At 66.7% G+C, this 24789-nt stretch carries 28 protein-coding genes; 13 read left to right on the forward strand and 15 right to left on the reverse strand.

The annotated features are described in order from the left end of the window. Positions 1 to 21: 21 nt before the first annotated feature. Together ACSQ9I_RS13560 and lexA are read right to left on the reverse strand one after the other, a co-directional pair. On the reverse strand, positions 22 to 330 hold the full coding sequence (locus ACSQ9I_RS13560; protein ID WP_436290523.1) for a hypothetical protein: 309 nt from the start codon (positions 328 to 330) through the stop codon (positions 22 to 24). A 116-nt stretch (positions 331 to 446) separates the two neighbouring features. Beyond that, the gene (gene lexA, locus ACSQ9I_RS13565) at positions 447 to 1121 is read right to left on the reverse strand and encodes a transcriptional repressor LexA (protein WP_093107767.1); all 675 of its coding nucleotides are present in this window, start codon (positions 1119 to 1121) and stop codon (positions 447 to 449) included. Positions 1122 to 1195: 74 nt separating this feature from the next. On the opposite strand from lexA, the gene ACSQ9I_RS13570 reads away from it, so the two are divergent. Genes ACSQ9I_RS13570 through ACSQ9I_RS13580 form a run of 3 tightly spaced genes read left to right on the forward strand, consistent with a single transcriptional unit; the run spans position 1196 to position 3107 of the window. After that, positions 1196 to 2191, forward strand: coding sequence for an asparaginase (locus ACSQ9I_RS13570; protein ID WP_093107765.1), 996 nt, complete (start codon positions 1196 to 1198; stop codon positions 2189 to 2191). Positions 2192 to 2195: 4 nt separating this feature from the next. Continuing rightward, on the forward strand, positions 2196 to 2612 hold the full coding sequence (locus ACSQ9I_RS13575) for a hypothetical protein (protein WP_436313476.1): 417 nt from the start codon (positions 2196 to 2198) through the stop codon (positions 2610 to 2612). Between the two features lie 21 nt (positions 2613 to 2633). After that, positions 2634 to 3107 (forward strand): DUF6152 family protein, encoded by a 474-nt coding sequence (locus ACSQ9I_RS13580; protein WP_436313477.1) that lies wholly within the window; start codon positions 2634 to 2636, stop codon positions 3105 to 3107. Here the strand turns inward: ACSQ9I_RS13580 and adk are convergent, their stop codons facing one another. The 6 genes from adk to ACSQ9I_RS13610 form a co-directional block, all read right to left on the reverse strand. Further along, the gene (adk, locus tag ACSQ9I_RS13585) at positions 3108 to 3764 is read right to left on the reverse strand and encodes an adenylate kinase (protein WP_093107759.1); all 657 of its coding nucleotides are present in this window, start codon (positions 3762 to 3764) and stop codon (positions 3108 to 3110) included. 123 nt (positions 3765 to 3887) lie between these two features. Beyond that, the gene (gene kdsB / locus ACSQ9I_RS13590; protein ID WP_093107757.1) at positions 3888 to 4652 is read right to left on the reverse strand and encodes a 3-deoxy-manno-octulosonate cytidylyltransferase; all 765 of its coding nucleotides are present in this window, start codon (positions 4650 to 4652) and stop codon (positions 3888 to 3890) included. Positions 4653 to 4654: 2 nt separating this feature from the next. Beyond that, positions 4655 to 4837: a Trm112 family protein gene (locus tag ACSQ9I_RS13595; RefSeq protein ID WP_093107755.1), complete on the reverse strand. Its 183-nt coding sequence runs from the start codon at positions 4835 to 4837 to the stop codon at positions 4655 to 4657. After that, on the reverse strand, positions 4818 to 5765 hold the full coding sequence (gene lpxK / locus ACSQ9I_RS13600; RefSeq protein ID WP_436313478.1) for a tetraacyldisaccharide 4'-kinase: 948 nt from the start codon (positions 5763 to 5765) through the stop codon (positions 4818 to 4820). Before lpxK ends, ACSQ9I_RS13595 begins: the two co-directional genes overlap by 20 nt. A gap of 29 nt (positions 5766 to 5794) precedes the next feature. Further along, complete coding sequence (locus ACSQ9I_RS13605) at positions 5795 to 6220, reverse strand: ExbD/TolR family protein (RefSeq protein ID WP_093107753.1); 426 nt, start codon at positions 6218 to 6220, stop codon at positions 5795 to 5797. 5 nt (positions 6221 to 6225) lie between these two features. Beyond that, on the reverse strand, positions 6226 to 6858 hold the full coding sequence (locus tag ACSQ9I_RS13610) for a MotA/TolQ/ExbB proton channel family protein (RefSeq protein WP_093107751.1): 633 nt from the start codon (positions 6856 to 6858) through the stop codon (positions 6226 to 6228). 313 nt (positions 6859 to 7171) lie between these two features. On the opposite strand from ACSQ9I_RS13610, the gene xseA reads away from it, so the two are divergent. Further along, a complete protein-coding gene (xseA, locus tag ACSQ9I_RS13615) occupies positions 7172 to 8482 on the forward strand; it encodes an exodeoxyribonuclease VII large subunit (protein ID WP_436313479.1) in 1311 nt (436 codons plus the stop codon). 47 nt (positions 8483 to 8529) lie between these two features. Beyond that, complete coding sequence (locus tag ACSQ9I_RS13620) at positions 8530 to 9111, forward strand: superoxide dismutase (RefSeq protein ID WP_093107747.1); 582 nt, start codon at positions 8530 to 8532, stop codon at positions 9109 to 9111. 60 nt (positions 9112 to 9171) lie between these two features. On the opposite strand, the gene ACSQ9I_RS13625 is transcribed toward ACSQ9I_RS13620, so the two are convergent. Continuing rightward, positions 9172 to 9633: a DUF192 domain-containing protein gene (locus ACSQ9I_RS13625; protein ID WP_436313480.1), complete on the reverse strand. Its 462-nt coding sequence runs from the start codon at positions 9631 to 9633 to the stop codon at positions 9172 to 9174. A 152-nt stretch (positions 9634 to 9785) separates the two neighbouring features. Next, the gene (locus ACSQ9I_RS13630; protein WP_436303888.1) at positions 9786 to 10103 is read right to left on the reverse strand and encodes a cell envelope biogenesis protein TolA; all 318 of its coding nucleotides are present in this window, start codon (positions 10101 to 10103) and stop codon (positions 9786 to 9788) included. Positions 10104 to 10295: 192 nt separating this feature from the next. Here ACSQ9I_RS13630 and icd point away from each other — a divergent pair, with 192 nt between their 5' ends. The 8 genes from icd to ACSQ9I_RS13670 all read left to right on the forward strand — a co-directional run bounded on the left by icd (position 10296) and on the right by ACSQ9I_RS13670 (position 18754). Next, positions 10296 to 11555: an NADP-dependent isocitrate dehydrogenase gene (gene icd / locus ACSQ9I_RS13635; RefSeq protein WP_093107741.1), complete on the forward strand. Its 1260-nt coding sequence runs from the start codon at positions 10296 to 10298 to the stop codon at positions 11553 to 11555. Positions 11556 to 11766: 211 nt separating this feature from the next. Continuing rightward, entirely contained in the window at positions 11767 to 12126 is a 360-nt protein-coding gene (gene clpS, locus ACSQ9I_RS13640) for an ATP-dependent Clp protease adapter ClpS (RefSeq protein ID WP_436306290.1), read from the forward strand. 54 nt (positions 12127 to 12180) lie between these two features. After that, positions 12181 to 14502 (forward strand): ATP-dependent Clp protease ATP-binding subunit ClpA, encoded by a 2322-nt coding sequence (gene clpA, locus ACSQ9I_RS13645; RefSeq protein ID WP_093107739.1) that lies wholly within the window; start codon positions 12181 to 12183, stop codon positions 14500 to 14502. A gap of 91 nt (positions 14503 to 14593) precedes the next feature. Continuing rightward, positions 14594 to 16051 carry a cardiolipin synthase gene (gene cls / locus ACSQ9I_RS13650; RefSeq protein WP_436313481.1) on the forward strand — a complete coding sequence of 486 codons (1458 nt, stop codon included), beginning with the start codon at positions 14594 to 14596 and terminating at the stop codon, positions 16049 to 16051. Positions 16052 to 16053: 2 nt separating this feature from the next. Then, entirely contained in the window at positions 16054 to 17493 is a 1440-nt protein-coding gene (sbcB, locus tag ACSQ9I_RS13655) for an exodeoxyribonuclease I (RefSeq protein ID WP_436313482.1), read from the forward strand. Between the two features lie 18 nt (positions 17494 to 17511). After that, positions 17512 to 17916 carry a DUF3224 domain-containing protein gene (locus tag ACSQ9I_RS13660; protein WP_436313483.1) on the forward strand — a complete coding sequence of 135 codons (405 nt, stop codon included), beginning with the start codon at positions 17512 to 17514 and terminating at the stop codon, positions 17914 to 17916. 15 nt (positions 17917 to 17931) lie between these two features. Next, positions 17932 to 18228 carry a putative quinol monooxygenase gene (locus ACSQ9I_RS13665; protein WP_436313484.1) on the forward strand — a complete coding sequence of 99 codons (297 nt, stop codon included), beginning with the start codon at positions 17932 to 17934 and terminating at the stop codon, positions 18226 to 18228. 4 nt (positions 18229 to 18232) lie between these two features. Next, positions 18233 to 18754, forward strand: a complete 522-nt coding sequence (locus tag ACSQ9I_RS13670) for an N-acetyltransferase family protein (protein ID WP_436313485.1) — start codon at positions 18233 to 18235, stop codon at positions 18752 to 18754. Positions 18755 to 18756: 2 nt separating this feature from the next. Here the strand turns inward: ACSQ9I_RS13670 and ACSQ9I_RS13675 are convergent, their stop codons facing one another. The 5 genes from ACSQ9I_RS13675 to ACSQ9I_RS13695 form a co-directional block, all read right to left on the reverse strand. After that, positions 18757 to 20037, reverse strand: a complete 1281-nt coding sequence (locus ACSQ9I_RS13675) for an amidohydrolase family protein (RefSeq protein WP_436313486.1) — start codon at positions 20035 to 20037, stop codon at positions 18757 to 18759. Positions 20038 to 20039: 2 nt separating this feature from the next. Further along, the gene (locus ACSQ9I_RS13680) at positions 20040 to 20960 is read right to left on the reverse strand and encodes an ABC transporter permease (RefSeq protein WP_436303895.1); all 921 of its coding nucleotides are present in this window, start codon (positions 20958 to 20960) and stop codon (positions 20040 to 20042) included. After that, a complete protein-coding gene (locus ACSQ9I_RS13685; protein WP_436313487.1) occupies positions 20951 to 22012 on the reverse strand; it encodes an ABC transporter permease in 1062 nt (353 codons plus the stop codon). Before ACSQ9I_RS13685 ends, ACSQ9I_RS13680 begins: the two co-directional genes overlap by 10 nt. 85 nt (positions 22013 to 22097) lie before the next feature. Beyond that, the gene (locus tag ACSQ9I_RS13690; RefSeq protein ID WP_436313488.1) at positions 22098 to 23624 is read right to left on the reverse strand and encodes an ABC transporter ATP-binding protein; all 1527 of its coding nucleotides are present in this window, start codon (positions 23622 to 23624) and stop codon (positions 22098 to 22100) included. A gap of 146 nt (positions 23625 to 23770) precedes the next feature. Next, positions 23771 to 24772: a BMP family protein gene (locus tag ACSQ9I_RS13695; RefSeq protein ID WP_093107719.1), complete on the reverse strand. Its 1002-nt coding sequence runs from the start codon at positions 24770 to 24772 to the stop codon at positions 23771 to 23773. Positions 24773 to 24789 lie beyond the last annotated feature (17 nt).

Genomic DNA, 24789 nt, shown 5'->3' on the forward strand with positions numbered 1-24789 from the left:
TGCCGATCGGCATCGCCTCGCTCAATGCAGGCGGCTGGCGCGCGGCACGGTGTCCGCCGCTTCCAGGGCGGCCAGCCGATCGAGTTCGGCGCAGACGTCCGCCATGCGGCCCGAGATCACGACGCGGCCCGCGTTCTGGCCGGGGCGCTGCGCATCGACCGTGCGTACCACGCGCAGGGGACGCGTCGGCGCGGGTGCAGAGGCACAGCTGGGCCGAATGCCGACATAGCGAAGGCCGGACGAACGCCTGCGGCGCGAAGGCATCCAGCGATCGGCCAGCGATTGCAGCGGCATGAACAGATCAGCAAGGCTGAGAAGAGCGATTCCCATGTGAACTCCAGAAAAGTCAGAGGTTGAACACAGGCAGGATTGCTTTCATCGGCTGCTACAGGGTGATGGCCCTCGGCCATACGCCCGCCACCTGTCGCGGCCGGGGTTTGGACCCCCTACATGAGCATCGTGTTGCGGATCAGGCCTACGGCCAAGCCTTCGATCTCGAAAGGCTCGCCGGGCTGAACGACGATGGTGGGGTAGTCGGGGTTTTCGGCATGCAGCTCGATGACCTGCTTGTTGCGCTTGAGGCGCTTGACCGTGACTTCGTCGCCCAGCCGGGCCACCACGATCTGGCCGTTGCGGGCTTCCTTGGTGGCTTGCACCGCCAGCAGGTCGCCATCCATGATGCCGGCGTCGCGCATGGACATGCCACGCACCTTGAGCAGGTAGTCGGGCTGGCGCTGGAACAGGGTGTTCTCGACGTAGTAGGTCTGGTCGACGTGCTCCTGCGCGAGGATGGGCGAGCCTGCAGCCACACGGCCGATCAGCGGCAGCGCGAGCTGGGCCATGCCGGGCAGCGACAGGGAGAATTGGTTGTTGCGCGATTCGTTCAGCGAGCGCAGTGCGTCGCCCTTGAGGCGGATGCCGCGCGAGGTGCCGCTCACGAGTTCGATCACGCCTTTGCGTGCCAGGGCCTGCAAATGTTCTTCGGCCGCATTGGCCGACTTGAAGCCCAGTTCGGCGGCGATCTCGGCACGCGTGGGCGGGGCGCCGGTGCGTGCGATGGCGCTCTGGATCAAGTCCAGAATCTGCTGCTGGCGGGCGGTAAGCTTGACGGCGAACTGCATTGATGACTCCTTGCGGCACTGGCTGAATATCCAGTACCTGTATTTTTAACCAGTTTCCGGAGGTTTGGCAAGACATGGTCGATACCCTTCGAGAAGGCAAGCGCCGCGTGATCGTTCTGGGCACCGGCGGCACCATCGCCGGCCGCGCTACGGCGGCCGGCGACAACATCGGCTACACGGCCGGGCAAGTAGGCGTGACGGAACTGCTGGGCGGCATCGAGGCGCCCGAAGGCATCGCACTCGCGGCCGAGCAAGTGGCGCAGATTGACAGCAAGGACATGAGCTTTGCGATCTGGCGTACGCTGGCCGAGCGCTGCGCCCATTGGCTCGCCGAGCCCGACGTAGCGGGCCTCGTCATCACCCATGGCACCGACACGCTGGAGGAAACAGCCTTCTTCCTGCAGTCGGTGCTGGCTCCGTCGAAGCCGGTGGTCCTGACCTGCGCGATGCGGCCCGCGACCGCGCTGTCGCCAGACGGCCCGCAGAACGTGCGCGATGCGATCGCGGTCGCGTCCAGCCCCGGCGCGCTGGGCGTGGTGGCCGTCTGCGCGGGCACGGTGCACAGCGCCTTCGACGTCCAGAAGGTCCACACCTACCGGCTCGACGCCTTCGACTCCGGCGATGCGGGACCGGTGGCCTATGTGGAGGAGGGCGCGGTGCGCGGCCTCCGAAGCTGGCCGGTATCGCCGCAACAGGATGCGCGCGAGCTCTTCGAACGGATGACGAATGCCGCCCGCTGGCCCCATGTGGAAATCGTGATGAGTCATGCGGAGGCGCGCGGCAGCCTGATCGACACACTGATTCGCGAGCGCCAGTCCGGCGCCGCCGAGCCGGTAGAGGGCCTGGTGCTCGCGGCCACCGGCAACGGCACCTTGCACCTTGCGCTGGAAGAAGCCGCGCTGCGGGCGCAGGCTGCCGGCATTGCGGTCGTGCGCGCCACGCGATGCACGCAGGGCCGCATCCTGCCGGCGCCGAATGCACTCTTGCGTGACGCGGGCGCACTGACTCCCGTCAAGGCGCGCATCGCGCTGGTGCTGGAGCTGATGGCAGATCAGCCGGCCGCCGATTGAGGCCATGTTCAGCGCTCTGCAATCGCACTCGTGGGCCTATCCGGCGCTGGAGGCGGTGCACATCATCGGCATCGCACTCCTGCTCGGCAATCTCGTGGCGCTCGAGCTGCGGGTGTTCGGACGTGCGGCTGCCTTGCCGGTGCAGGCGATGGCCAGGCTGTCGCTGTCGATCGCGCTCTGCGGCTTCACGCTGGCGGCGGCCAGCGGCTCGCTGATGTTCGCGACCCAGCCGGCCGAACTGCTCGCCAACCGGGCCTTCGTGATCAAGATGGGATTGTTGCTGGCCGCCGGATGCAACGCGGGCTGGTTCCACGCGCGAAGGTCCTTGCGCAAACTCGATGCGCTGGCGCGGGTACAGATGTTGTTGTCCACTGCGATCTGGCTGGCCGTCGTGTTCTGCGGCCGCTGGATCGCGTACTGAAGAGAAGAAGGAGTTTTTCCGATGAAACGTCGCAGCATCGTCATCGCCGCCGCATCCCTTCCCGTCGTCACCCCGTTCGCCTGGGCGCACCACGGCTGGAGCAGCTTCGACCAGGGGCGTCCGCTCTACCTGGAAGGAAAGGTCGTGCGCGCGCGTTGGCAGAACCCGCATGCCGAGCTGGTGATCGAGGTTCCGCCGGGTCTCAAGGTGCCGGCAGACCTCGCAACGCGACAGCCGCCCGCGCAGAGCGCGCCGGTCGATGGCCCCGGACTTCTTGCCAAGGCGACCGCGCCGCGCCGCGCCGATCGCCAGTGGACGCTCGAACTCGCGCCGCTGACGCGAATGGAGGCCTGGAAGGTTTCGGAGATCAAGTCCGGCGCGACCATCTCGGCAGTGGGCTTCACCTTCAAGGAAGAAAAGGGCGAGCCGGTGATGCGCGTCGAATACCTGTTCGCCGACGGCAAGGTCTACGGGCTGCGCTCCAGCCCGGCCTGATCAGCTGCCGAGGGCGCCCAGCGCGCGCTGAGTGATCTCGTCGACCGTGCCGACGCCGCTGATGGCGCGGTACTTCGGCGCTGCGGCCGGGTCCGCCTTGGCCCAGGCCGAGTAGTAGTCGACCAACGGCCGGGTCTGCTGGCTGTAGACCTCGAGCCGCTTGCGCACGGTTTCTTCCTTGTCGTCCTCGCGCTGGATCAGGTCTTCGCCCGTGAGGTCGTCCTTGCCTTCGGTCTTCGGCGGGTTGAACTTGACGTGGTAGATGCGCCCCGACGCCGGATGCGAGCGGCGCCCGCTCATGCGTTCGATGATGTCGGCAAAAGGCACGTCGATCTCGAGCACGTAGTCGATCTTGACGCCCGCCGATCGCATGGCCTCGGCTTGCGGAATGGTGCGCGGGAAGCCGTCGAACAGAAAGCCCTGGGTGCAGTCCGGCAACGCGATGCGTTCCTTGACGAGGTTGATGATCAGGTCGTCGCTCACCAGGGCGCCGGCATCCATCACGGCCTTGGCCTGGAGCCCGAGCGGTGTGCCGGCCTTGACGGCGGCGCGCAGCATGTCGCCGGTCGAGATTTGAGGAATGCCGTATTTCTGGCAAATGAAGGCTGCCTGCGTGCCTTTGCCTGCCCCGGGGGCGCCCAACAAAATCAGTCTCATGGTGTCCTCGGACGGTTCTTCGATTTCTGTCGCGCCATGCGTTTCACGAGGGAGATCGCAGGGCGGAGTTGCGTCGAGGATAGCACGCGCTCCGCGGCCGACTTGGCCTGCGCGGGGACGAAATCAGGCGTTGGAGAGCAGTGCGCGGACGCGTTCCAGATCTTCCGGCGTGTCGATGCCCGGCCCGGGCGCATGGGCGCTCACGTGCACGGCGATGCGGTGCCCGTGCCACAGTGCGCGCAGCTGCTCCAGTGCCTCCGTGGCTTCGACCGGTGCCGGCGGCAGGCTGGGAAACTGCCGTACGAAGCCGGCGCGGTAGCCGTAGATGCCGATATGGCGCAGCGCTGCGGGTGACTGCGGCAGCGCCGTCACGCCGCCTTTCGCGAAGCCGTCGCGCCACCAGGGAATCGGTGCGCGACTGAAGTAGAGCGCATTGCCCTGTGCGTCGAGCACGGCTTTCACGACGTTCGGATTGAGGAAATCTTCGAGGGATTCGATCGCGTGCGCGGCCGTGCTCATCGCTGCGTCGGGATGCGAGGCCAGCGTGTGGGCCACGGCGTCGATCAATGCCGGGTCGATCAGCGGCTCGTCGCCCTGGACGTTAACCACGATCGCGTCGTCGGCCAGACCGAGCTGCGCGCAGGCCTCGGCGAGGCGATCGCTGCCGCTCGCGTGGTCGGTGCGCGTGAGCAGGGCCTGGACACCGTGTGCCTCGCAAGCGGCGACGATGCGCGCGTCGTCGGCGGCCACCACCACGCGCTCAGCGCTCGATTGCAGGGCGCGCTGTGCGACGCGCACCACCATCGGCAGGCCGGCAATGTCGGCCAGGGGCTTGTCGGGCAATCGTGTGGACGCGAGCCGAGCCGGGATCAGGACGGCGAAAGGCAAGGTCAAAGTCCCAGCTCTTCGTCGGAAAGCGTGCGCGCCTCGGTTTCGAGCAGCACCGGGATGCCATCGCGCACCGGATAGGCGAGGCGGGCGCTGCGCGAGGCGAGTTCCTGCTTCTCGGCATTCCACGTGAGCGGCCCCTTGGTCACGGGGCAGACGAGCAGTTCAAGCAGCTTGGTGTCCATCGAGCGATGATAGCTTTGCGTCGAGCGCTTCGAAGAAGGCCGGCTCGGGTTCGAACACCAGCGGCAGCGCCAGCGCATCGGGGGCTCGGCGCCAGAGCTTCACCGCGTCCTTCTCGGTGCAGATCAGCGTGTAGGCGCTGCCGGGCGGCGGGGTCCAGTCGCTGAAATCGTGGTGATCCGGCAATGCAATGCACTGCTGCAGTACCAGGGCGCGTTCGTGCAGCATCTGGAAGAAAGCCTCGGGCTTTGCAATCGCGGCAACCGCGACCAGCGCCCGGCCGGCCAGGGATGCGAGCGGGACCGGCGTGCCATCGAGGCGCAGCGCATGGTCGGCCAGCGCACGTCGTGCCGTGAAGCCGGCGAAGGCGGGTCGCGCGCCGGTGTGGATCACCAGGTCGCAGCGGCGCGGCCAATGCTCGCGCAGGGGGCCGGCCGGCAGCAGCCAGCCATTGCCCGTTCCGCGGTCGTCGAAGACGCAGATCTCGAGGTCGCGCGCCAGCGCAAGGTGCTGCAGGCCATCGTCGCTCACGATGAGCTGCGTGTCCGGGTGAAGAGCGAGCAGGGCACGCGCCGCTTCGGCACGCCGCCGCGCCACGAAGACCGGCACCGCGGTCGAGCGGCGAATCAGCGCCGGCTCGTCGCCGACCTCGCGCGGATCGCTGTCGTCCTGTACCGCGCGGCAATCGTCGGTCGCTCGCCCGTAGCCGCGCGATACCACGCCGACCTTCATTCCGCGGGCTTGGACGTGTCGCACGACCGCCATCACGACAGGCGTCTTGCCGGAACCGCCGGCGATGACGTTGCCGACCACGATCACCGGCACGCCGACGCGCTCGGTCTGAAGGACGCCTCGGCGATAGAGCGCGCGCCGGATTGCGGCCAAAGCGCCATAGAGCAGCGAGAGAGGCCACAGCAGCCGCGCGAGCATTCCGCGCTGAAGCCAGGCCCGCTGCAGCACTAGCGTCCCGCCTGCGCGGCCGACTGCGTGGCGAAGGTGATTTGCATGAGGCCCGCGCGCCGCGCGCCTTCCATCACCGTGATCACGGACTGATGGGCGGCGCTGGCGTCGGCGCTGATGATCACGACGCTGTCCTTGCCGCCGTTCGCCGCGGCGCTCAGCGCTGCGGCCACCGTCTCCACGCTGCGGTCGGGCAACTGGGTCTTGTTGATCGAATAGCGTCCGTCGGCGGAGACGGCGACGATCACTTCCTTCGGATAGTCGCGCTGGGCCTCCACGTCGGCCACCGGAAGGCGCAACTGCATTTCGGTGAACTTGCTGTAGGTGGTCGAGAGCATCAGGAAGATCAGCACGACCAGCAGCACGTCGATGAACGGGATCAGGTTGATCTCCGGCTCCTCGCGCGAGCCGTGGCTGAAATGCATTCGTTTCATGATCGCAAGGTGTTCAGGTGACGCGCAAAACGTTCGCCGGCGAGCTCCAGGTTCAGCAGGTACTCGTCGACCCGACTGCGGAAATAGCGCCAGAAGATCAGAGCCGGGATCGCCACGATCAGCCCGAAGGCCGTGTTGTAGAGCGCCACGGAGATGCCGTGCGCCAGCTGCGCCGGGTTGCCGGTGCCGACCGCGCCGCTGCTGGGCGACTGGGAGCCGAAGATCTCGATCATGCCGATCACCGTGCCCAGCAGCCCGAGCAGCGGGGCCGCCGACGCGATGGTTGCGAGCGCCGGCAGGTAGCGTTCGAGTCGATGCGCGACCACGCGTCCGGCCGATTCCATCGACGCGCGCAGGTCGTCTTCGGTCGAAAGGGGGTTGGAGTTCAAAGTGCGGAAGCCGGCGGCCAGCACCTCGCCGAGCCCCGAGTTTCTTTCCAGCTTGGTCACCACGTCCGGGCCCGGGACCGCAGCGCGCGAGACCGTGATGGCCTCGTCGAGGAGCTTGGGCGGCAGGACCTTGGAGGTCTTCAGGCTGGTGAATCTCTCGATGACGAGCGCGAGCGCAATCACCGAACAAGCGAGCAGCGGCCAGATCGGCCAGCCCGCAGCAACTATGATCGAAAACAAGTATTCCTCCGGCCCCGTGGACTGCAAATGCGCGGCGATTATCCACCGGCGCGAAGCATTGTTCCGATTTGTATTCGCTGTAGGTTCAGACGCACAGTTTCTGTGGATAACTTTGTGGCTAACCCGCGGAGCAACTCATCTGGAGCCACACGCGGCGGGCTTTCCGCTGGATCGACTGAATTTTGAGCAGCACTTTTTTCAATCAAATCAATGGCTTGTACGTGGAGTCGTGGGTGTCGTGCGGATGCCTCGTGCGGCCGGGAGACCGCCGCCCCGCTTGTGGACGACTGTTCATCTGTAACACCGCCTCGACATGAGCGAGCGTGAAGCAATTCCGGCGGGACCGCGGGTCTGGGCCGTGGGCGCACTGTGTCGCGCCGTGGCCGATGCGCTCGATGCGCGCTTCAATCCGGTCGCGGTGCGCGGCGAGATTTCCGGCTTCTCGCGTGCGGCCAGCGGCCATTGCTACTTTGCACTGAAAGACGAATCCGGCCAGTTGCGGTGCGCCATGTTCCGGCGCGCCGCAGGCCTGCTCGATTTCTCGCCGCGCGACGGCGACCAGGTCGAGGTGCGCGGCCGATTGGCGGTGTACGAGCCGCGCGGCGACCTTCAACTGGTGGTCGAAAGCCTGCGTCGAGCCGGGCAGGGCGCGCTGTTCGAGCAGTTCCTGCAGCGCAAGGCGAAGCTGGAGGCCGAGGGCCTTTTCGATCCCGCCCGCAAGCGGCCGCTTCCGGCCATGCCACGCGCGATCGGTGTCGTGACCTCGCTCGGCGCGGCAGCCTTGCACGACGTCGTCAGCGCATTGCGCCGCCGCGTGCCGCACATTCCCGTGGTGCTGGCGCCGGCCGCGGTGCAGGGCGCCGGTGCGCCGGCGGAGCTGGTGCGCTCGCTGCAGTCGCTCTACGCGCTGCAGCCGAGGGTCGACTTGATCCTGCTGGTGCGCGGCGGCGGCTCGATCGAGGATCTCTGGGCCTTCAACGACGAGTCGCTGGCGCGCACGATCGTGCAGAGCCCGGTGCCGGTGATCAGCGGCGTCGGCCACGAAACCGACTTCACCATCGCCGACTTCTGTGCCGACCTGCGCGCACCGACGCCGACCGCCGCGGCCGAACTCGTCGCTGCGCCGCGCGATCTGTGGCTCGGCGCGCTCGATCTGCTCGAAGAGCGGCTGCGCGACGCGATTTCCGCGCGCCTCGATGTCTTGAGCCAGCGCCTCGATCTGGCCGCGGGTCGGCTGGGGCGCCCCTCGACGCTGGTGACGCGCCAGCAACTGCGCCTGGCTCACCATGCGCAACGACTGCACTACGCCGTGCTCTCGAGGACGCAGCGGCTCGCGCAAGCGCAGCAGGCGTTGCAGGCCGAGTTGCCGCTCAAGTTCACGCGTGCCCTGGTTCAGCGCAAGGAACGGCTCGAACGGGCTGCGCTGCGCCTGCAACTGCTGGATCCGGCGCTGGTCTTGCAGCGCGGCTACGCATGGCTCACGAACGAACATGGACAGGCCGTCACCAGCGTGCGAGGCCTGACACCCGGCGACGCGGTGCGCGCGCGCCTCGCCGACGGCACGGTCGACATGACGGTCAATCGAACGGGTACGACGGGACGGCGTCCGACGCGAGCCACGTGATTCCTTTTTAGAATGCTTCGTCCCACAACCAACCCGCGAGAAATGACATGGAACACGTCCTCCCACCCCTGCCGTACGCGCTGGACGCCCTGGCGCCGGAGTATTCGAAGGAAACGCTGGAGTACCACTACGGCAAGCACCACAACGCCTATGTGGTGAACCTGAACAACCTGCAAAAGGGCACCGAGTTCGAGAGCCTGCCGCTAGAGGAGATCGTCAAGAAGTCCAGCGGCGGCATCTACAACAACGCCGCCCAGATCTGGAACCACACCTTCTTCTGGAACTGCATGAAGCCCGCGGGCGGCGGCGAGCCCACCGGCGCGCTGGCCAAGGCGATCGATGCCAAGTGGGGCAGCTACGCGGCCTTCAAGGAGGCCTTCGTGAAGTCGGCGGTGGGCAACTTCGGCTCGGGCTGGACTTGGCTGGTGAAGAAGGCCGACGGCTCGGTGGACATCGTGAACATGGGTGCCGCGGGCACGCCGCTGACCACGGGCGACACGGCACTGTTGACGGTGGACGTCTGGGAGCACGCCTACTACATCGACTACCGCAACCTGCGGCCCAAGTACGTGGAGACCTTCCTGGCCAAGCTGGTGAACTGGGACTTCGCGGCCAAGAACTTCGGCTGAGTCGAGGCTTGCCAAAAAAAAGCCGACCCGCGGGTCGGCTTTTTAGTGGGCGGGCGATGCTCAGCGCCTGGCCGCAAACAGTTCGCCGCCGAGCTTCGCCCCCTTCTTGATGTTCTTCTTGGCGAACCAGCCTTGGTTCATCTCGAGCACGAAGCGAACCGGCTCCTCGGAACAATGCGACTCCTCGGTCAGGGGCCTCATGTCGGCCAGGTTGACGATGCGGCCGTCGTCGGCCACGAAGGCTGCGGTCAGTGGCAGCAGGGTGTTCTTCATCCAGAAACACTGGGTCGCGGGCTGCTCGAACACGAAGATCATGCCCTCGGTTTGCGGCATTTCCTTGCGGAACATGAGACCGATCTGCCGCTGTTCGGGGGTTTGCGCGACTTGCGCATCGATCTGGTACATGCCCGCGGACAGCTTCACGCGCTGGAGATTGGTTTGAGTGGTTTGAGCTTCCTGACCGTGTGCAAAGGTCATCAATGAAGCTGACAGCGCAAGCAGGGCCACAAAACGCTGGAACATGGGTCGACTTTCAATAAAGCGGGCGGCAATACAAACAAAAAATGCCCGCTGATGCGGGCATGACTATTTGCCTTGAAGCTTACATCTTCTTGAGTGCAGACGAAAAGAAAGCGTTCCGAAGAACGCTTTCTTTTTTAGTGGTGCCAACCAGCTTACTGGGGCGTGGTGCCTTGCACGGGAACCGGCTTCTTGCCGCCACCCTTGGCCTGGCGGCGCGTGTCGCGCGAGTCACGGCGTGCCTGGGCGGCCTTGTCGGCGCCAGTGGCGGTCACGCCACCGCTACCCTCTGACACCTTGCTCTGGTCGCCGCCCGGAGCTTTGACTTGGCCGGCAGGCTTCGCGTCCTTCTTGGCTTCGGCGCGTTCGGCCGCCTTGCCCTTGCCTGTGGGGTCGACTTCGGCGGGCTTCGTCTGGGCATATGCGCCAACGGCGAACAGGCCGGCGATCATGACTGCGAGAACTTTGCTCATTACGGGTTCCTCTGTGGAGATGGATTGAAAATGCCTCCCGGCCAGCAGAAGGTCAGCCAACAACGAGACCCATATGGGCTCGGTTGACAGAACCTTCGGACTCCTCCGGTTGCGTCTAAAATTCTACGGCTATTCAGCCGGCTGGAAACCTAGTGTCTTCCAGCCTTCAATTCATCCCGGAGCCCTTGCCTCATGTCCAGCTATCAGCACATCAAAGTCCCGGCCGAAGGCCAGAAGATCACGGTCAATGCCGACAACTCGCTCAATGTGCCTGATCAGCCGATCATTCCCTTTATCGAGGGCGACGGTACCGGCCTCGACATCACGCCCGTGATGATCAAGGTGGTCGACGCGGCAGTGGCCAAGACCTACGGCGGCAAGAAAAAGATCCAGTGGATGGAGGTCTACGCCGGCGAGAAGTCGACCAAGGTCTACGGTCCCGACGTCTGGCTGCCCGAAGAAACGCTGCATGCGGTGCGCGACTACGTGGTCTCGATCAAGGGCCCGCTGACCACGCCAGTCGGCGGCGGCATCCGCTCGCTCAACGTCGCGCTGCGCCAGGAGCTCGACCTGTACGTCTGCCTGCGCCCCATCCAGTACTTCGAGGGCGTGCCCAGCCCGGTCAAGGAGCCGCACAAGACCAACATGGTGATCTTCCGCGAGAACTCGGAAGACATCTACGCCGGCATCGAATTCGAAGCCGAAAGCGAGAAGGCCAAGAAGCTCATCAAGATCCTGCAGGACGAGTTCGGCGTCAAGAAGATCCGTTTCCCGAACACCTCGGGCATCGGCATCAAGCCGGTGTCGCGCGAGGGCACCGAGCGTCTGGTGCGCAAGGCGATCCAGTACGCGATCGACAACGACAAGCCCAGCGTGACGATCGTGCACAAGGGCAACATCATGAAGTTCACCGAAGGCGGCTTCCGTGACTGGGCCTATGGCCTGGCCGCCAAGGAATTCGGTGCCGAGCTGATCGACGGCGGCCCCTGGATGAAGTTCAAGAATCCCAAGACCGGCAAGGAAATCACCGTCAAGGACTCGATCGCCGACGCCTTCCTGCAGCAGATCCTGCTGCGCCCGGCCGAATACAGCGTGATCGCCACGCTGAACCTGAACGGCGACTACGTGTCCGACGCGCTGGCGGCGCAGGTCGGCGGCATCGGCATCGCCCCGGGCGCCAACCTGAGCGACACCGTCGCGATGTTCGAAGCCACCCACGGCACGGCGCCGAAGTACGCCGGCAAGGACTACGTGAACCCCGGTTCCGAAATCCTCTCGGCCGAGATGATGCTGCGGCACATGGGCTGGACCGAGGCGGCCGACCTGATCATCCGCTCGATGGAAAAATCGATCGCCAGCAAGAAGGTGACCTACGACTTCGCCCGCCTGATGGACGGCGCCACGCAGGTCAGCTGCTCGGGTTTCGGTCAGGTGATGATCGACAACATGTAAATCCCGGCGTCCGAAGCGCCGGCTGACGCCTCGCGTGTGTAAAGCCCCGGCACCGCAAGGCGCCGGGGCTTTTTCGTTGGGGCCGGCGGCACGCAGCTTGCATGCGCCGATGCGGCAGTTCCACAGGCATCCGTCTTGAATGTCACAAAGCCGCCACCAGTTGTGTCCCTTGCGCAAGTACAACCGGCGGCGGCTCTATAAAATGATTTTCATGGCTACCAAAATCCCCTCGACTCCCCCTACGCCGCCGGCCGTGAAGCCGGGGCGGGACGACGGCGATGCGGTCGTGATCGAGCGGCGGCCGCAAAAAACTGCGCCGCCGCAGATGTATCAGGTGGTGATGCTCAACGACGACTACACGCCGATGGAGTTCGTGATCGTCGTGATCCAGGAGTTCTTCAACAAGGACCGGGAAACCGCCACCCAGATCATGCTCAAGATCCATCTCGACGGGCGCGGCGTCTGCGGGGTGTATTCCCGCGACATGGCGGCCACCAAGGTCAATCAGGTGATGGAAGCGGCCCACCAGGCCGGGCATCCGTTGCAGTGCGTCAGTGAACCGGTTGAATAAATCGCGCTCCAACCCATCTGAGAATTTATTTACAGCAAGGCAAAAGGAAATCACATGATTGCCCAGGAACTGGAAGTCAGCTTGCACATGGCTTTTGTCGAAGCCAGGCAGCAGCGCCATGAGTTCATCACGGTGGAGCACCTGCTGCTCGCTTTGCTGGACAACCCGAGTGCCGCAGAGGTTCTGCGCGCCTGCTCGGCCAACGTCGACGATCTCAGGGCGTCGCTCACCAATTTCATCAAGGACAACACGCCCCAGGTGGCGGGTACCGACGATGTGGACACCCAGCCCACGCTCGGTTTCCAGCGCGTGATCCAGCGCGCCATCATGCATGTGCAATCCACCGGCAACGGCAAGAAGGAAGTCACCGGCGCGAACGTGCTGGTCGCGATCTTCGGCGAAAAGGATTCGCATGCGGTCTACTACCTGCATCAGCAGGGCGTGACGCGCCTCGACGTGGTGAACTTCATCGCCCACGGCATCAAGAAGAGCGATCCGCCGGAAGCTGCCAAGGGCAGCAGCGAATCGTCCTCCGGCGAAGGCGAGGAGGGCGGCGGCGAGAAGAACGAGAAGTCGTCCCCGCTCGAGCAGTTCACGCAAAACCTCAACCAGCTTGCCAAGGAAGGCAAGATCGATCCGCTGATCGGCCGCGAGTACGAGGTCGAGCGCGTGATCCAGATCCTGTGCCGCCGGCGCAAGAACAACCCGCTGCTGGTGGGTGAGGCCGGCGTCGGCAAGACGGCGATCGCCGAGGGCCTGGCCTGGCGCATCACGCAGAACGACGTGCCCGAGATCCTGGCGGAGTCCCATGTCTACTCGCTCGACATGGGCGCGCTCCTGGCCGGCACCAAGTACCGCGGCGATTTCGAACAACGCCTGAAGGGCGTGCTCAAGTCGCTCAAGGACAAGCCGAACGCGATCCTCTTCATCGACGAGATCCACACGCTGATCGGCGCCGGCGCGGCCTCGGGCGGCACGCTCGATGCCTCGAACCTGCTCAAGCCGGCGCTGTCCAGCGGCCAGCTCAAGTGCATCGGCGCGACCACCTTCACCGAGTACCGCGGCATCTTCGAGAAGGATGCGGCCCTGTCGCGTCGTTTCCAGAAGGTCGATGTGGTCGAGCCGACGGTGCAGGAAACCATCGACATCCTGAAAGGGCTGAAGTCGCGCTTCGAGGAGCACCACGGCGTGAAATACGGCGTGGCTGCACTGCAGGCCGCGGCCGAGCTGAGTGCCAAGTACATCAACGACCGTCATCTGCCCGACAAGGCGATCGACGTCATCGATGAGGCCGGCGCTGCCCAGCGCATCCTGCCCGCGAACAAGCGCAAGAAGACCATCAGCAAGGCCGAGGTCGAGGAAATCGTCGCCAAGATCGCGCGCATTCCCCCGGCCAACGTCTCGAACGACGACCGCGGCAAGCTGCAGACCATCGAGCGCGACCTGAAGAGCGTGGTGTTCGGCCAGGACAAGGCCCTCGAGGTGCTGGCTTCGGCGGTCAAGATGGCGCGTTCGGGCCTGGGCCGCGAAGACAAGCCGATCGGCTCCTTCCTGTTCAGCGGCCCCACCGGCGTCGGCAAGACCGAAGCGGCGAAGCAGCTGGCCTACATCATGGGCATCGAGCTGATCCGCTTCGACATGTCGGAGTACATGGAACGCCACGCGGTGAGCCGGCTGATCGGTGCGCCTCCCGGCTACGTCGGTTTCGACCAGGGCGGCCTCTTGACCGAAGCGATCACGAAGAAGCCGCACGCCGTGCTCCTGCTCGACGAGATCGAGAAGGCGCATCCGGACATCTTCAACGTGCTGCTGCAGGTCATGGACCACGGCACGCTGACGGACAACAACGGGCGCAAGGCCGACTTCCGCAACGTCATCATCGTCATGACGACCAATGCGGGCGCCGAGACCATGAACAAGGCGACCATCGGCTTCACCAACCCGCGCCAGGCGGGCGACGAGATGGCCGACATCAAGCGCCTGTTCACGCCGGAGTTCCGCAACCGCCTGGATGCGACCGTGAGCTTCAAGGCCCTCGACGAGCAGATCATCCTGCGCGTGGTCGACAAGTTCCTGCTGCAGCTCGAGACCCAGCTGGCCGAGAAGAAGGTCGACGTCACCTTCACCGACGTGCTGCGCAAGCACCTGGCGAAGAAGGGCTTCGATCCGCTGATGGGCGCACGGCCGATGCAGCGCCTGATCCAGGACACGATCCGCCGCGCCCTGGCCGACGAGCTGCTGTTCGGCCGCCTGCAGGAAGGTGGCCGCCTGACGGTGGACCTCGACGACAAGGAAGAGGTCCAGCTCGACATCCAGCCGCTGCCCAAGAAGGAAGGGCGCGCCAAGCCCGAAGCGGAAGAGGCTGCAACGGGCTGATCAACGGGCTGGTCCGCTCATCCGGAGTCCACTCCCAAGGCCGGTAGCATTGCGCTACCGGCCTTTTTTCATTCACCGACCTCTTTCGCCCTTGATCGTCCCCGAGCTCAGCCACGAATGGAAGACCGGCCTCTCCCTGGCATGGAGCGGCTACATCGCGGTGTTGTCCGTCTGGATCGTGATGCAGAAGCGCGCGCCGGTGTCGACGATGAGCTGGATCCTCTCGCTGGCGCTGCTGCCCTTTGCCGGCTTCGTCATCTACTACTTCCTCGGGCCGCAGCGCTTGAAGAAGCAGCGCCTGAAGCGGCTGCGCAGCCGCGCGATCGCCCAGGCGCCGGCCGACGTCGCCACGCTGCGCGAGGCCGCGGAACGTGCGCCGCCCGCCCTGCGGCAGATGGCCGCGCTGGGCACCGCCGCCTGCGGCCTGCCGGTGTCGAGCGCGACGGCGGCCCGCCTGTTGTCCGGCGGCGCCAGCACCTTCGACGCCATCTTCGAAGCGATCGGCAGCGCACGCGACCACGTGCACCTCGAGTACTACATCTTCGAGCCCGACACGATCGGCACCGCGCTGCGCGACCTGCTGATCGAACGCGCGCGGGCGGGCGTCACCGTGCGCCTGCTGCTCGATGCCCTCGGCTCCAAGCGCATCGGCCGCAAGTTCATGGCGCCGATGCAGGCCGCCGGCATCCAGGTGGCGCTGTTTCACGACACCCGCATCGGCCGGCGGCTGCGGCCCGTGACCAACTACCGCACCCACCGCAAGATCGTGGTGTGCGACGGGCGCGTGGGCTTCACCGGCGGCGTCAACATCACCGACGAGGAAGACCGGCGGGTGCGGCCCGACGCGTATCACGACGTCCACCTGCGCATCGAAGGCAGCGCGGTGCGCTGGCTGCAGACCACCTTTCTCGAAGACTGGGCCTACGCCACCGGCGAGGATCCGCGCCGGATGGACGAAGCCATCGACAGGCTGCTGCCGCGCCTGCCGGCCGAGGAGGGCGCGGGTGACATTCCGCTGCAGATCGTCACCAGCGGTCCCGACAGCGGCCTCGAAGCCATCCACCGCATGCATGTCGCGGCCATCCACTCGGCGGCGCAGCGCGCATGGCTCACCACGCCGTATTTCGTGCCCGGCGAACCGGCCTTGATGGCGCTTACCAGCGCGGCGTTGCGCGGCGTCGACGTGCGCCTCCTGGTGCCGCGGCGCAGCGACTCGCTGATCGTGAGCGCCGCGGCGCGCTCCTACTACGACGAGCTCATCGCGGCCGGCGTCAAGATCTGGGAATACAAGGCGCGCATGCTGCATTCCAAGACGCTGGTGGTGGACGACAACTGCGCGATGATCGGCACCGCCAATTTCGACAACCGCAGCTTCCGGCTCAACTTCGAGGTGTGCGCCGTGATCTATGGTCCGGCGCTGGCCAAGCCGCTCGCCGCGCAGTTCGAAACCGACCTTCACAGCGCCGCGGCCGTGCGCGCCAACCGGAAGCGCAGCTTCCTTCCCCAGCTCGGCGACGCGACGGCACGCCTTTTCTCACCTTTGCTCTGACGATGTCCCAAACCTTCCTCTGGCACGACTACGAAACCTTCGGCACCGTGCCGCGTCGCGACCGGCCATCGCAGTTCGCCGCCATCCGCACCGACGCCGCGCTCAACGAGATCGGCGAGCCCATGATGATCTACTGCAAGCCCGCGCCGGACTACCTGCCGAGCCCGGGGGCCTGCCTGATCACCGGCATCACGCCGCAGATCTGCCTCGAGCGCGGCATTCCGGAGCATGAGTTCGCCGCGCAGATCGAACGCGCGTTCTCGCAGCCCGCCACCATCGGCGTCGGCTACAACACCATCCGCTTCGACGACGAGGTGACGCGCTTCCTGTTCTGGCGCAACCTCATCGATCCCTATGCGCGCGAGTGGCAGAACGACTGCGGCCGTTGGGACCTGCTCGACGTCGTGCGGCTCACCTATGCCTTGCGTCCCGACGGCATCGAATGGCCGAAAAAGGACGACGGCACGCAGAGCTTCAAGCTCGAAGACCTGGCGCGCGCCAACGGCTTGCTCCACGAATCGGCCCACGATGCGCTGTCGGACGTGCGCGCCACGATCGCGCTGGCGCGGCTGATCCGCGACAAGCAGCCCAAGCTCTTCGACTTCGCCTTCGCGCTGCACAGGAAAGACCGGGTCGCGAGCGAACTGGGCCTGCCGGCCACGCGCGAGTCGGCACGGCCTTTCCTGCATGTCTCCGGCATGTTCCCGGCCGAGCGCGGCTGCCTGGCCGTGATGTGGCCGCTCGCGAGCCATCCGACCAACAAGAACGAGCTGATCGCCTGGGACCTGGCGCACGACCCGAGCGAGCTGCGCGACCTCGACGTGGCGACGCTGCGCCAACGCCTTTTCACGCGAAGCGCCGATCTGCCCGAAGGCGTGCTGCGCCTGCCGGTGAAGAGCGTGCACCTGAACAAGTCGCCGATGGTGGTCGGCAACCTGAAGACCTTGGCGCCGGCCATGGCCACGCGCTGGAGCATCGACCTCGAAGCGGCGCTGCGCAACGCCGCGCTGGCGGCCGCCTTGCCCGACATGAGCGCGATCTGGCCCCAGGTCTACGAGCGGCCGCGCGAAGCAGCGCCGGACGTCGATGAAGACCTCTACGGCGGCTTCGTCGGCAACGGCGATCGCCGGCGGCTGACCCAGCTGCGCAGCCTGTCGCCGGCGGAGCTCGCACATTCGCGCACCGGCTTCGACGATCCACGGCTCGAAGAGCTGCTGTTCCGCTACCGGGCCCGCAACTTTCCCGATACCCTCGACGAAGACGAAACCGAACGCTGGGAGGCGCATCGCGTCGCGCGCCTGCTCGAAGGCGAGGGCGGGGTGCGCAACGTCGACCAGCTCTTTGCCGAGATCGACGTGCTGGCCGAGACGGCCGATGAGCGCGGCGAAGAGATCCTGGGCGCACTCTACGAATACGCCGAGGCGATCGCGCCCGCGGTTTGAGGAAGAGAAGGAGCACCCATGAACAAAAAGGCAAGCGGCACCTTCGAAGTGAAGATGCAGCCGCTCTGGCAGAGCGAGCAGACCGAAGGCGCGACGCTCGGCAGGATGTCGCTCGACAAGCAATTCAGCGGCGACCTCGCGGGCACCGGCCAGGGCGAGATGCTGAGCGCCGTCACGACGACGCAGGGATCGGCCGGCTACGTGGCCATCGAGCGCGTGACGGCGACGCTGCACGGCCGCGAGGGCAGCTTCGTCCTGCAGCACACGGGCACCATGACGCGCGGCGAGCAGCAGCTGTCGATCACCGTCGTGCCGGATTCGGCCACCGGCCAGCTCGCCGGCCTTGCAGGCAGGCTGGCGATCGGCATCGCCGACGGCAAGCATTTCTACGATTTCGACTACAGCCTGCCCGAAGGCGCGTGACCCAAGGAGAGTCTCATGATTCTTGTGACCGGCGACATCCTCGCCAAGAGCGACACCGTGGACGAAGTCCTCGCGCTGAGCCTCGAACACGTGCGCCGTTCGCGCGCCGAGCCGGGCTGCATCTCGCATGCCGTGCACCGCGACGCGGAAAACGCGCTGCGCCTGGTCTTCGTCGAGCAATGGGTAGATCGCGCGGCACTCCTGGCCCACTTTGCGGTCCCGGCCTCGCGTGCCTTCGCCAAGGCGGCCGGCGCGCTTGCTGCGGCGGCGCCCACGATCCAGATCTACGAGGCCGAGCCCGTCAAGCTGTGAGACCGTGAGCCTTCGCCGCCTGACCCCCGACGACGCCGAGGCCTACCGGGCGTTGATGCTCGAAGCCTACGAGCGCCATCCCGATGCCTTCACCTCCACGGTGGCCGAGCGCGAGGCCTTGCCGCTGTCGTGGTGGACGTCGCGGCTCGATGCCTCAGCGACGGCACCGCAGATCGTGCTGGGTGCGTTCGACCACAAGGGCCTTCTTGCGGGCGCAGCGGGCATCCTGTTCGAGTCGCGCGAGAAGTCGCGGCACAAGGCGAACCTGTTCGGCATGTATGTCGCGCCGGCCGCCCGGCAAGGCGGCTTCGGCCGTGAGCTGGTGCTGGGCCTGCTCGCGGAGGCCTCGGCGCGCGAGGGCGTCAAGCTGGTCCAGTTGACGGTGACCCAGGGCAACGATGCCGCGCAGGCCCTCTACGAGCGCTGCGGCTTTGCCGCCTTCGGCGTCGAACCGTTCGCCATCGCGCAGGGCGGCGCCTTCCTGTCGAAGGTCCACATGTGGCGCGCGGTCGCTGCGCCGGCCTGAGATCAGTTCTTCGGATGCATCCAGGCGGTGGCCGCCGGCCGGGTCGCCAGGTGCAGGGCAGCCGTCGCAGCCGGCGTCTCGGCCAGCAGCCGGCCCTTGCGATACACCTTGAGCCGCGTCGCGCGCAGCCGGATCGCCTCGACCGGATCGCGCGCCTGCAGCAGCACGAAGCTGGCATCGCAACCTGCTTCGAGGCCGTAGCCGTCGAGCCCGAAGACCTTGGCGGCATTGACCGTGACTGCATCGAAGCACTGCCGGATGCCGCGCTGGCTGGTCATCTGCGCCACGTGCAGGCCCATGTGCGCGACCTCGAGCATGTCGCCCGAACCCATGCCGTACCAGGGGTCCATCACGCAGTCGTGGCCGAAGGCGACGTTCACGCCCTGGGCCATCAGCTCGGGCACGCGCGTCATGCCGCGCCGCTTGGGGTAGCTGTCGTGGCGGCCCTGCAGCGTGATGTTGATCAGCGGATTCGCGATCACGCTGACGCCGGCCTCGGCGATGAGCGGCAGCAGCTTGCTCACGTAGTAGTTGTCCATCGAATGCATCGAGGTGCAGTGCGAGCCCGTGACCCGGCCCCGCAAGCCCAGGCGCTGCGCCTCGAAGGCCAGCGTCTCGATGTGGCGCGAAAGCGGGTCGTCCGATTCGTCGCAGTGCATGTCCACCGGCAGGCCGCGCTCGGCGGCCAGCTCGCACAGCAGTTTCACGCTCGCGGCGCCGTCGGCCATGGTGCGTTCGAAGTGCGGAATGCCGCCGACCACGTCTAGCCCCAAGTCGAGCGCGCGCTTCAGGTTGTCGACGCCACCGGGCGAACGCAGCACACCGTCCTGCGGGAAAGCGACCAGCTGCAGGTCCAGGTAAGGCGCCACGCGCCGCTTGACTTCGAGCAGCGCATCGACCGCGAGCAGGCTCGGGTCGCTGGTGTCGACATGGCTGCGGATCGCGAGCAGGCCCTTGGCGACTGCCCAATCGCAGTAGGCGAGTGCGCGCTCGATCAGTGCTTCGGCCGTGAGCAGCGGCTTGAGCTCGCCCCACAGCGCAATGCCTTCGAGCAGCGTGCCGCTCTGGTTGACGCGCGGCAGGCCGTAGCTCAGCGTGGCGTCCATGTGGAAGTGCGGGTCGACGAAATGGGGCGCGACCAGCAGGCCCTGGGCGTCGAGTCTTTCAGCAGCCGGCGCATCGAGCCCTGCGGTGACTTCGATGATGCGGCCGCCCTGCACCGCGATCGACATGCCGCTGCGACCGTCGGGTAGCGTGGCGTTGTGGACGAGCAGATCGAGCATGGCTAACGTTCGCCTTTGCGATAGGGCTTCATGAGGGCTTGCGGATAGCTGGCCTTGCGCGCCACCAGCACCAGCGCCACGATCGACAGCACATAGGGCAGCATCAGGTAGAGCTGGTAGGGCAGCACGGCATCGCCGGATTGTTGCAGCCGCAGCTGCAGCGCGTCGAAAAAAGCGAACAGCAGGGCGCCCAGCAGGGCCTTGCCGGGCCGCCAGGAGGCAAACACCACCAGCGCGACGCAGATCCATCCGCGGCCGTTGACCATGTTGAAGAAGAAGGCGTTGAAGGCCGACAGCGTGAGGAAGGAGCCCGCCACGCCCATCAGCGCCGAACCGGCGACGATGGCGCCGCTGCGCGTGGCTGCGACCGAGACGCCCTGGCCCTCGGCCGCCTGCGGGTTCTCGCCGACCATGCGCAGCGCCAGGCCCAGCGGCGTGCGGTAGAGGATGTACGCGAGCACCGGCACCAGCAGCAGCGCGAACAGCGTGAGCGGCGTCTGCGCATCGAGCACCGGGATGTGCAACCATTCCATCGGCGCGAAGGGCGTGACGGTCGGCGGCGTGTTGACCTTCGGAAAGCTCACGCGGTAGCCGTAGTAGCTGAGCGCCGTCGCCAGCAGCGTGATGCCCAGGCCCGAGACATGCTGCGAGAGCGCGAGGCCCACGGTCAGGAAGGCGTGCAGCAGGCCGAAGACCGCGCCCGTCAACGCCGCCACCGCGACGCCCACCCACAGCGGCGCCCCCGCATAGACCGAGAGCCAGCCGGCAAAAGCGCCCGCGACCATGATGCCTTCGATGCCGAGGTTCAGCACGCCCGTGCGCTCACACAGCAGCACGCCCAGGGTGCCGAAGATCAGCGGCGTGGCGATGCGCAGCACCGCGACCCAGAAAGAGGCATTGCCGAGGATGTCGACTACTTCCATCGCACTCGATACTGTGTGAGCAAGGTCGCCACCAGCACCGCGATCAGCGAGGCAGCCACGATCACGTCCGCGACATAGGTCGGCACGCCGATCGCCCGGCTCATCGTGTCGGCACCGACCAGCACGCCGGCGACGAACACGCCCGCCGCCAGCACGCCCAGCGGATGCAGGCCGGCCAGCATCGCGATCACGATGCCGCTGTAGCCGTAGCCGGGCGACATGTCGAGCGTGACGTAGCTGGTACGGCCCGCCACCTCGATCGCGCCCGCCAACCCGGCCAGCGCACCCGAGAGCAACGCCACCAGCACGACGGTGCGCGTGGCCGGCACGCCCGCAAAGGCCGCGGCGCGCGCATTCGCGCCGACCGCGCGGATGTCGAAGCCGATCACCGTGTACTTGAACAACACCCAGACCAGCACCGACAGCGCGCCGGCCCACAGCAGGCCGGTGTGCACGCGGGTCTGCGCGATCAGCCGGCCCAGTTCGAGCTCAGGCTGCAGCGACACGCTCTGCGGCCAGCCCATCGCGGTCGGGTCCTTCATCGGCCCGTCGAGCATCGCCGAGACGCCGAGCAGCACGATGAAATTGAAGAGCAGCGTGGTCACCACCTCGTCGACGCCGAGCTTGTTCTTCATCAGCGCCGGGCCGAGCAGCAGCAGAGCGCCGGCGACTGCGGCGGCTAGCATCATCAGCGTGAACAGCAGCCAGACCGGCAGCGCGAAGCCCGTGCCGCCATGCAGCCCGCCCACGGCCACGGCCGCCAGCGCGCCGCCGTAGAGCTGGCCCTCGGCGCCGATGTTGAAGAGCCGGGCCTTGAAAGCCACGGTGGCGGCCAGCCCGGTCAGGATTAGCGGAATCGCGCGCGCCAGCGTCTCGCTCCAGGCGAACACCGAGCCGAAGCCACCCTGCAGCAGCAGCGCATAAGTGCGGCCCACCGGTGCACCGGCCCAGAGCACCAGCAGCGCGCTGACCAGCAGGGTGAAGACGACGGCGCCGAAGGGTGCCAGCACCAGTGCCGCGCGCGAGGTCTCATGGCGGCGCTCCAGCCTCATGTATGTGGCCCCCACGCTCGGCACTGCGTGTCCTCGCTGCCCCCCGAGGGGGCGCGAGCTTGCTTGGGACGGCCCGGCGCTGCGCTCATGAGCCCGCCATCGCGAGCCCGATGGCTTCGCGCGTCCAGGCCGAGGCCGGTCGCGGCTCGCCGAGCTGGCCTCCGTGCATGACGGCAACCCGATCGCCCAGCGCCAGCACCTCGTCCAGATCGTCGGAGATCAAGAGCACCGCGGCGCCCGCATCGCGCGCCGCGATCAGCTGCTGCTGCACATAGGCGACGGCGCCGATGTCCAGTCCCCAGGTCGGCTGGTGCGCGACGATCAGCCGCGCCGCCTTGCCGTGGCCTTTGGTCGCATCGGGCGCCAGCAGCGCCCGCCCGAGGATCAGCTTCTGCATATTGCCGCCCGAGAGCGTGCGCGCAGGCAATTCGAGTCCGGCGCCGCGCACGTCATAGGCTTTCTCGATGCGCCGCGCATGGGCGCGTGCGGCTGCGCGCCGCACCCACAGCCAGCGCGAGAAGGCCGTGCTGCGCAGTCGCTCCGACACCGCGTTCTCCCACACCGGCAAGTCGCCCACCACGCCGACCGCGTGCCGGTCTTCGGGAATGCGCGCCACGCCGCGCTGGACCAGCCGCGCAGGCGAGGCCGGCAAGGCCCGCCCCATCAGCTGTACCGTGCCGCCGATCGCGCGGCGCGTGCCGCAGAGCAGCTCCGCCAGCGCGACCTGGCCATTGCCGGAAACGCCCGCGATCGCCGTGATCTCGCCGGCCCTGAGCGTGAGCGTCACATCCGCCAGCCGGTCCTGACCGCTGCCGGCCGTTTGCACATGGTCCAGCACGCAGACCGCGTCGCCGACCCGCCGCGCGGGGCTGCGCACCACGCCTTCGATCGCATGGCCGACCATCCACAGCGCGAGCTGCGCCTGCGTGGTCTCGGGGGTGCGCGCTTCAGCCACCAGCTTGCCGCCGCGCAGCACCGCGATACGATGCGACACGCGCAGCACCTCGGCCAGCTTGTGGCTGATGAAGATGATCGACAGGCCCTGCGCCACCATCTGCGCCAGGGTGTGGAACAGCGCCTCGCTCTCTTGCGGCGTGAGCACGGCGGTGGGTTCGTCGAGGATCAGGATGCGCGCACCGCGGTACAGCGCCTTGAGGATCTCCACCCGCTGCCGTTCGCCGACCGAGAGGTTGCCGACCGTTGCGTCCGGCTGCACCGGCAGGCCGAAGCGCTGCGAAACTTCCAGCAGCCTGGCGCGTGCCGCGCTGCGCCGCGAGAAGCTCTGCCACAGCGGCTCGGTGCCCATCATCACGTTGTCGAGCACGCTGAGGTTGTCCGCCAGCGTGAAGTGCTGGTGCACCATGCCCACGCCCGCGGCCAGCGCCGCTTTCGGATTGCCGGGCGCGAGGGGCCGGCCGAAGACCTCGATCTCGCCCGCGTCGGCCGTGTAGTGGCCGAACAGGATCGACATCAGCGTCGACTTGCCGGCGCCGTTCTCGCCCAGGAGCGCCAGCACCTCGCCGGCCTGCAGTTCGAGCGAGACCGCGTCGTTCGCCACCAGCGTGCCGAAGCGCTTGGTGATGCCGCGAAGCGAGAGGACGGTCGCCAACAATTATTTTCAGTTGGGACAAAGGCCCCGCGCAGCGGCGACCTTCGTTCGGGAAACACCGCGGAACCGGCTTTGCCGGGCCGCTGGTGTTGCCCCCGGTGAGGGGGTTGGCGCAGCGACACGCAGTGCGCGAAGCCTGGGGGAGAGCTTCACTTGGCCGTGGACTTCGGTTGGCCGTCGTCCACTTTCACCGTGAACTTGCCGGAAAGGATGTCGGCCTCCCTGGCCTTGACCTTGGCGACGATGTCGGCCGGCACCTTCTTCTCGAAGGTGCCCAGCGGCGCCAGCTCCGAACCCTTGTGCTTCATCATCGAATAGGGGCCGTAGTCCTCGGCCGCGAACTTGCCTTCCTTCACCAGCTTGATCGCGCGGTCGGCCGAGGGCTCGAAGTTCCAGAGCGCAGATGCGACCACGGTGTCGGGGTACTTGTCCTGTGTGTTGATCACGTTGCCGATCGCGAGCTTGCCCTTTTCCTTGGCCGCGTCGCTGACGCCGAAGCGCTCGGCGTACATGAGGTCGGCGCCCTTGTCGATCATCGCGAAGGCGGCTTCCTTGGCCTTGGGCGGATCGAACCAGCTGTTGATGAAGCTCACGCTGAACTCCACCTTCGGGTTGGTTTCCTTGGCGCCGGCCATGAAGGCGTTCATCAGGCGATTGACTTCGGGAATCGGGAAGCCGCCGACCATGCCGATCTTGTTGGTCTTGGTCATGCCGCCGGCCACCATGCCGGAGAGGTAGGCGGGCTCCTGGATGTAGTTGTCGAAGACCGAGAAGTTGGGCGCCTGCGGCTTGAGCGAGGAACCCATCAGGAAGGCCGTCTTCGGAAAGTCCTTCGCGACCTTGCGCGCAGCCGCTTCGACGCCGAAGACCTCGCCGAGGATCAGCTGGTTGCCGGCCTGTGCGTACTCGCGCATCACGCGCTCGTAGTCGGCGTTGGCGACGTTCTCGGTGGCCTTGTATTCGATCTCGCCGCGCGCCTCCGCCGCCTTGAGCGCCTTGTGGATGCGGCCCACCCATTGCTGCTCGAAGGGCACGGTGTAGACCGCCGCCACCTTGAGCTTGGCCTGCGCGAGCGCGAGGCTGGGCGCCCCGGCCGCGAGCGCCGCGGCAATGGCGACCGAACGGACGATCAGATGACGGCGTAGGGACACGGACTTCTCCTCGTTGA

This window comes from Variovorax sp. LjRoot84 (assembly GCF_964254305.1).
Taxonomy (GTDB): Bacteria; Pseudomonadota; Gammaproteobacteria; order Burkholderiales; family Burkholderiaceae_C; genus Variovorax.

What these genes read in the sequence shown, in the direction of transcription:
- xseA (WP_436313479.1), top strand. Translation starts at nt 7,172, where the DNA reads ATGAGCGAGCGTGAAGCAATTCCGGCGGGACCGCGGGTCTGGGCCGTG.
- lpxK (WP_436313478.1), bottom strand. Translation starts at nt 5,765, where the DNA reads ATGCTCGCGCGGCTGCTGTGGCCTCTCTCGCTGCTCTATGGCGCTTTG.
- ACSQ9I_RS13630 (WP_436303888.1), bottom strand. Translation starts at nt 10,103, where the DNA reads ATGAGCAAAGTTCTCGCAGTCATGATCGCCGGCCTGTTCGCCGTTGGC.
- ACSQ9I_RS13675 (WP_436313486.1), bottom strand. Translation starts at nt 20,037, where the DNA reads ATGCTCGATCTGCTCGTCCACAACGCCACGCTACCCGACGGTCGCAGC.
- ACSQ9I_RS13665 (WP_436313484.1), top strand. Translation starts at nt 17,932, where the DNA reads ATGATTCTTGTGACCGGCGACATCCTCGCCAAGAGCGACACCGTGGAC.
- ACSQ9I_RS13625 (WP_436313480.1), bottom strand. Translation starts at nt 9,633, where the DNA reads ATGTTCCAGCGTTTTGTGGCCCTGCTTGCGCTGTCAGCTTCATTGATG.
- ACSQ9I_RS13580 (WP_436313477.1), top strand. Translation starts at nt 2,634, where the DNA reads ATGAAACGTCGCAGCATCGTCATCGCCGCCGCATCCCTTCCCGTCGTC.
- clpA (WP_093107739.1), top strand. Translation starts at nt 12,181, where the DNA reads ATGATTGCCCAGGAACTGGAAGTCAGCTTGCACATGGCTTTTGTCGAA.
- ACSQ9I_RS13605 (WP_093107753.1), bottom strand. Translation starts at nt 6,220, where the DNA reads ATGCATTTCAGCCACGGCTCGCGCGAGGAGCCGGAGATCAACCTGATC.
- sbcB (WP_436313482.1), top strand. Translation starts at nt 16,054, where the DNA reads ATGTCCCAAACCTTCCTCTGGCACGACTACGAAACCTTCGGCACCGTG.
- ACSQ9I_RS13575 (WP_436313476.1), top strand. Translation starts at nt 2,196, where the DNA reads ATGTTCAGCGCTCTGCAATCGCACTCGTGGGCCTATCCGGCGCTGGAG.
- ACSQ9I_RS13560 (WP_436290523.1), bottom strand. Translation starts at nt 330, where the DNA reads ATGGGAATCGCTCTTCTCAGCCTTGCTGATCTGTTCATGCCGCTGCAA.
- lexA (WP_093107767.1), bottom strand. Translation starts at nt 1,121, where the DNA reads ATGCAGTTCGCCGTCAAGCTTACCGCCCGCCAGCAGCAGATTCTGGAC.
- icd (WP_093107741.1), top strand. Translation starts at nt 10,296, where the DNA reads ATGTCCAGCTATCAGCACATCAAAGTCCCGGCCGAAGGCCAGAAGATC.
- ACSQ9I_RS13595 (WP_093107755.1), bottom strand. Translation starts at nt 4,837, where the DNA reads ATGGACACCAAGCTGCTTGAACTGCTCGTCTGCCCCGTGACCAAGGGG.
- ACSQ9I_RS13685 (WP_436313487.1), bottom strand. Translation starts at nt 22,012, where the DNA reads ATGAGGCTGGAGCGCCGCCATGAGACCTCGCGCGCGGCACTGGTGCTG.
- ACSQ9I_RS13660 (WP_436313483.1), top strand. Translation starts at nt 17,512, where the DNA reads ATGAACAAAAAGGCAAGCGGCACCTTCGAAGTGAAGATGCAGCCGCTC.
- clpS (WP_436306290.1), top strand. Translation starts at nt 11,767, where the DNA reads ATGGCTACCAAAATCCCCTCGACTCCCCCTACGCCGCCGGCCGTGAAG.
- ACSQ9I_RS13680 (WP_436303895.1), bottom strand. Translation starts at nt 20,960, where the DNA reads ATGGAAGTAGTCGACATCCTCGGCAATGCCTCTTTCTGGGTCGCGGTG.
- adk (WP_093107759.1), bottom strand. Translation starts at nt 3,764, where the DNA reads ATGAGACTGATTTTGTTGGGCGCCCCCGGGGCAGGCAAAGGCACGCAG.
- ACSQ9I_RS13620 (WP_093107747.1), top strand. Translation starts at nt 8,530, where the DNA reads ATGGAACACGTCCTCCCACCCCTGCCGTACGCGCTGGACGCCCTGGCG.
- ACSQ9I_RS13570 (WP_093107765.1), top strand. Translation starts at nt 1,196, where the DNA reads ATGGTCGATACCCTTCGAGAAGGCAAGCGCCGCGTGATCGTTCTGGGC.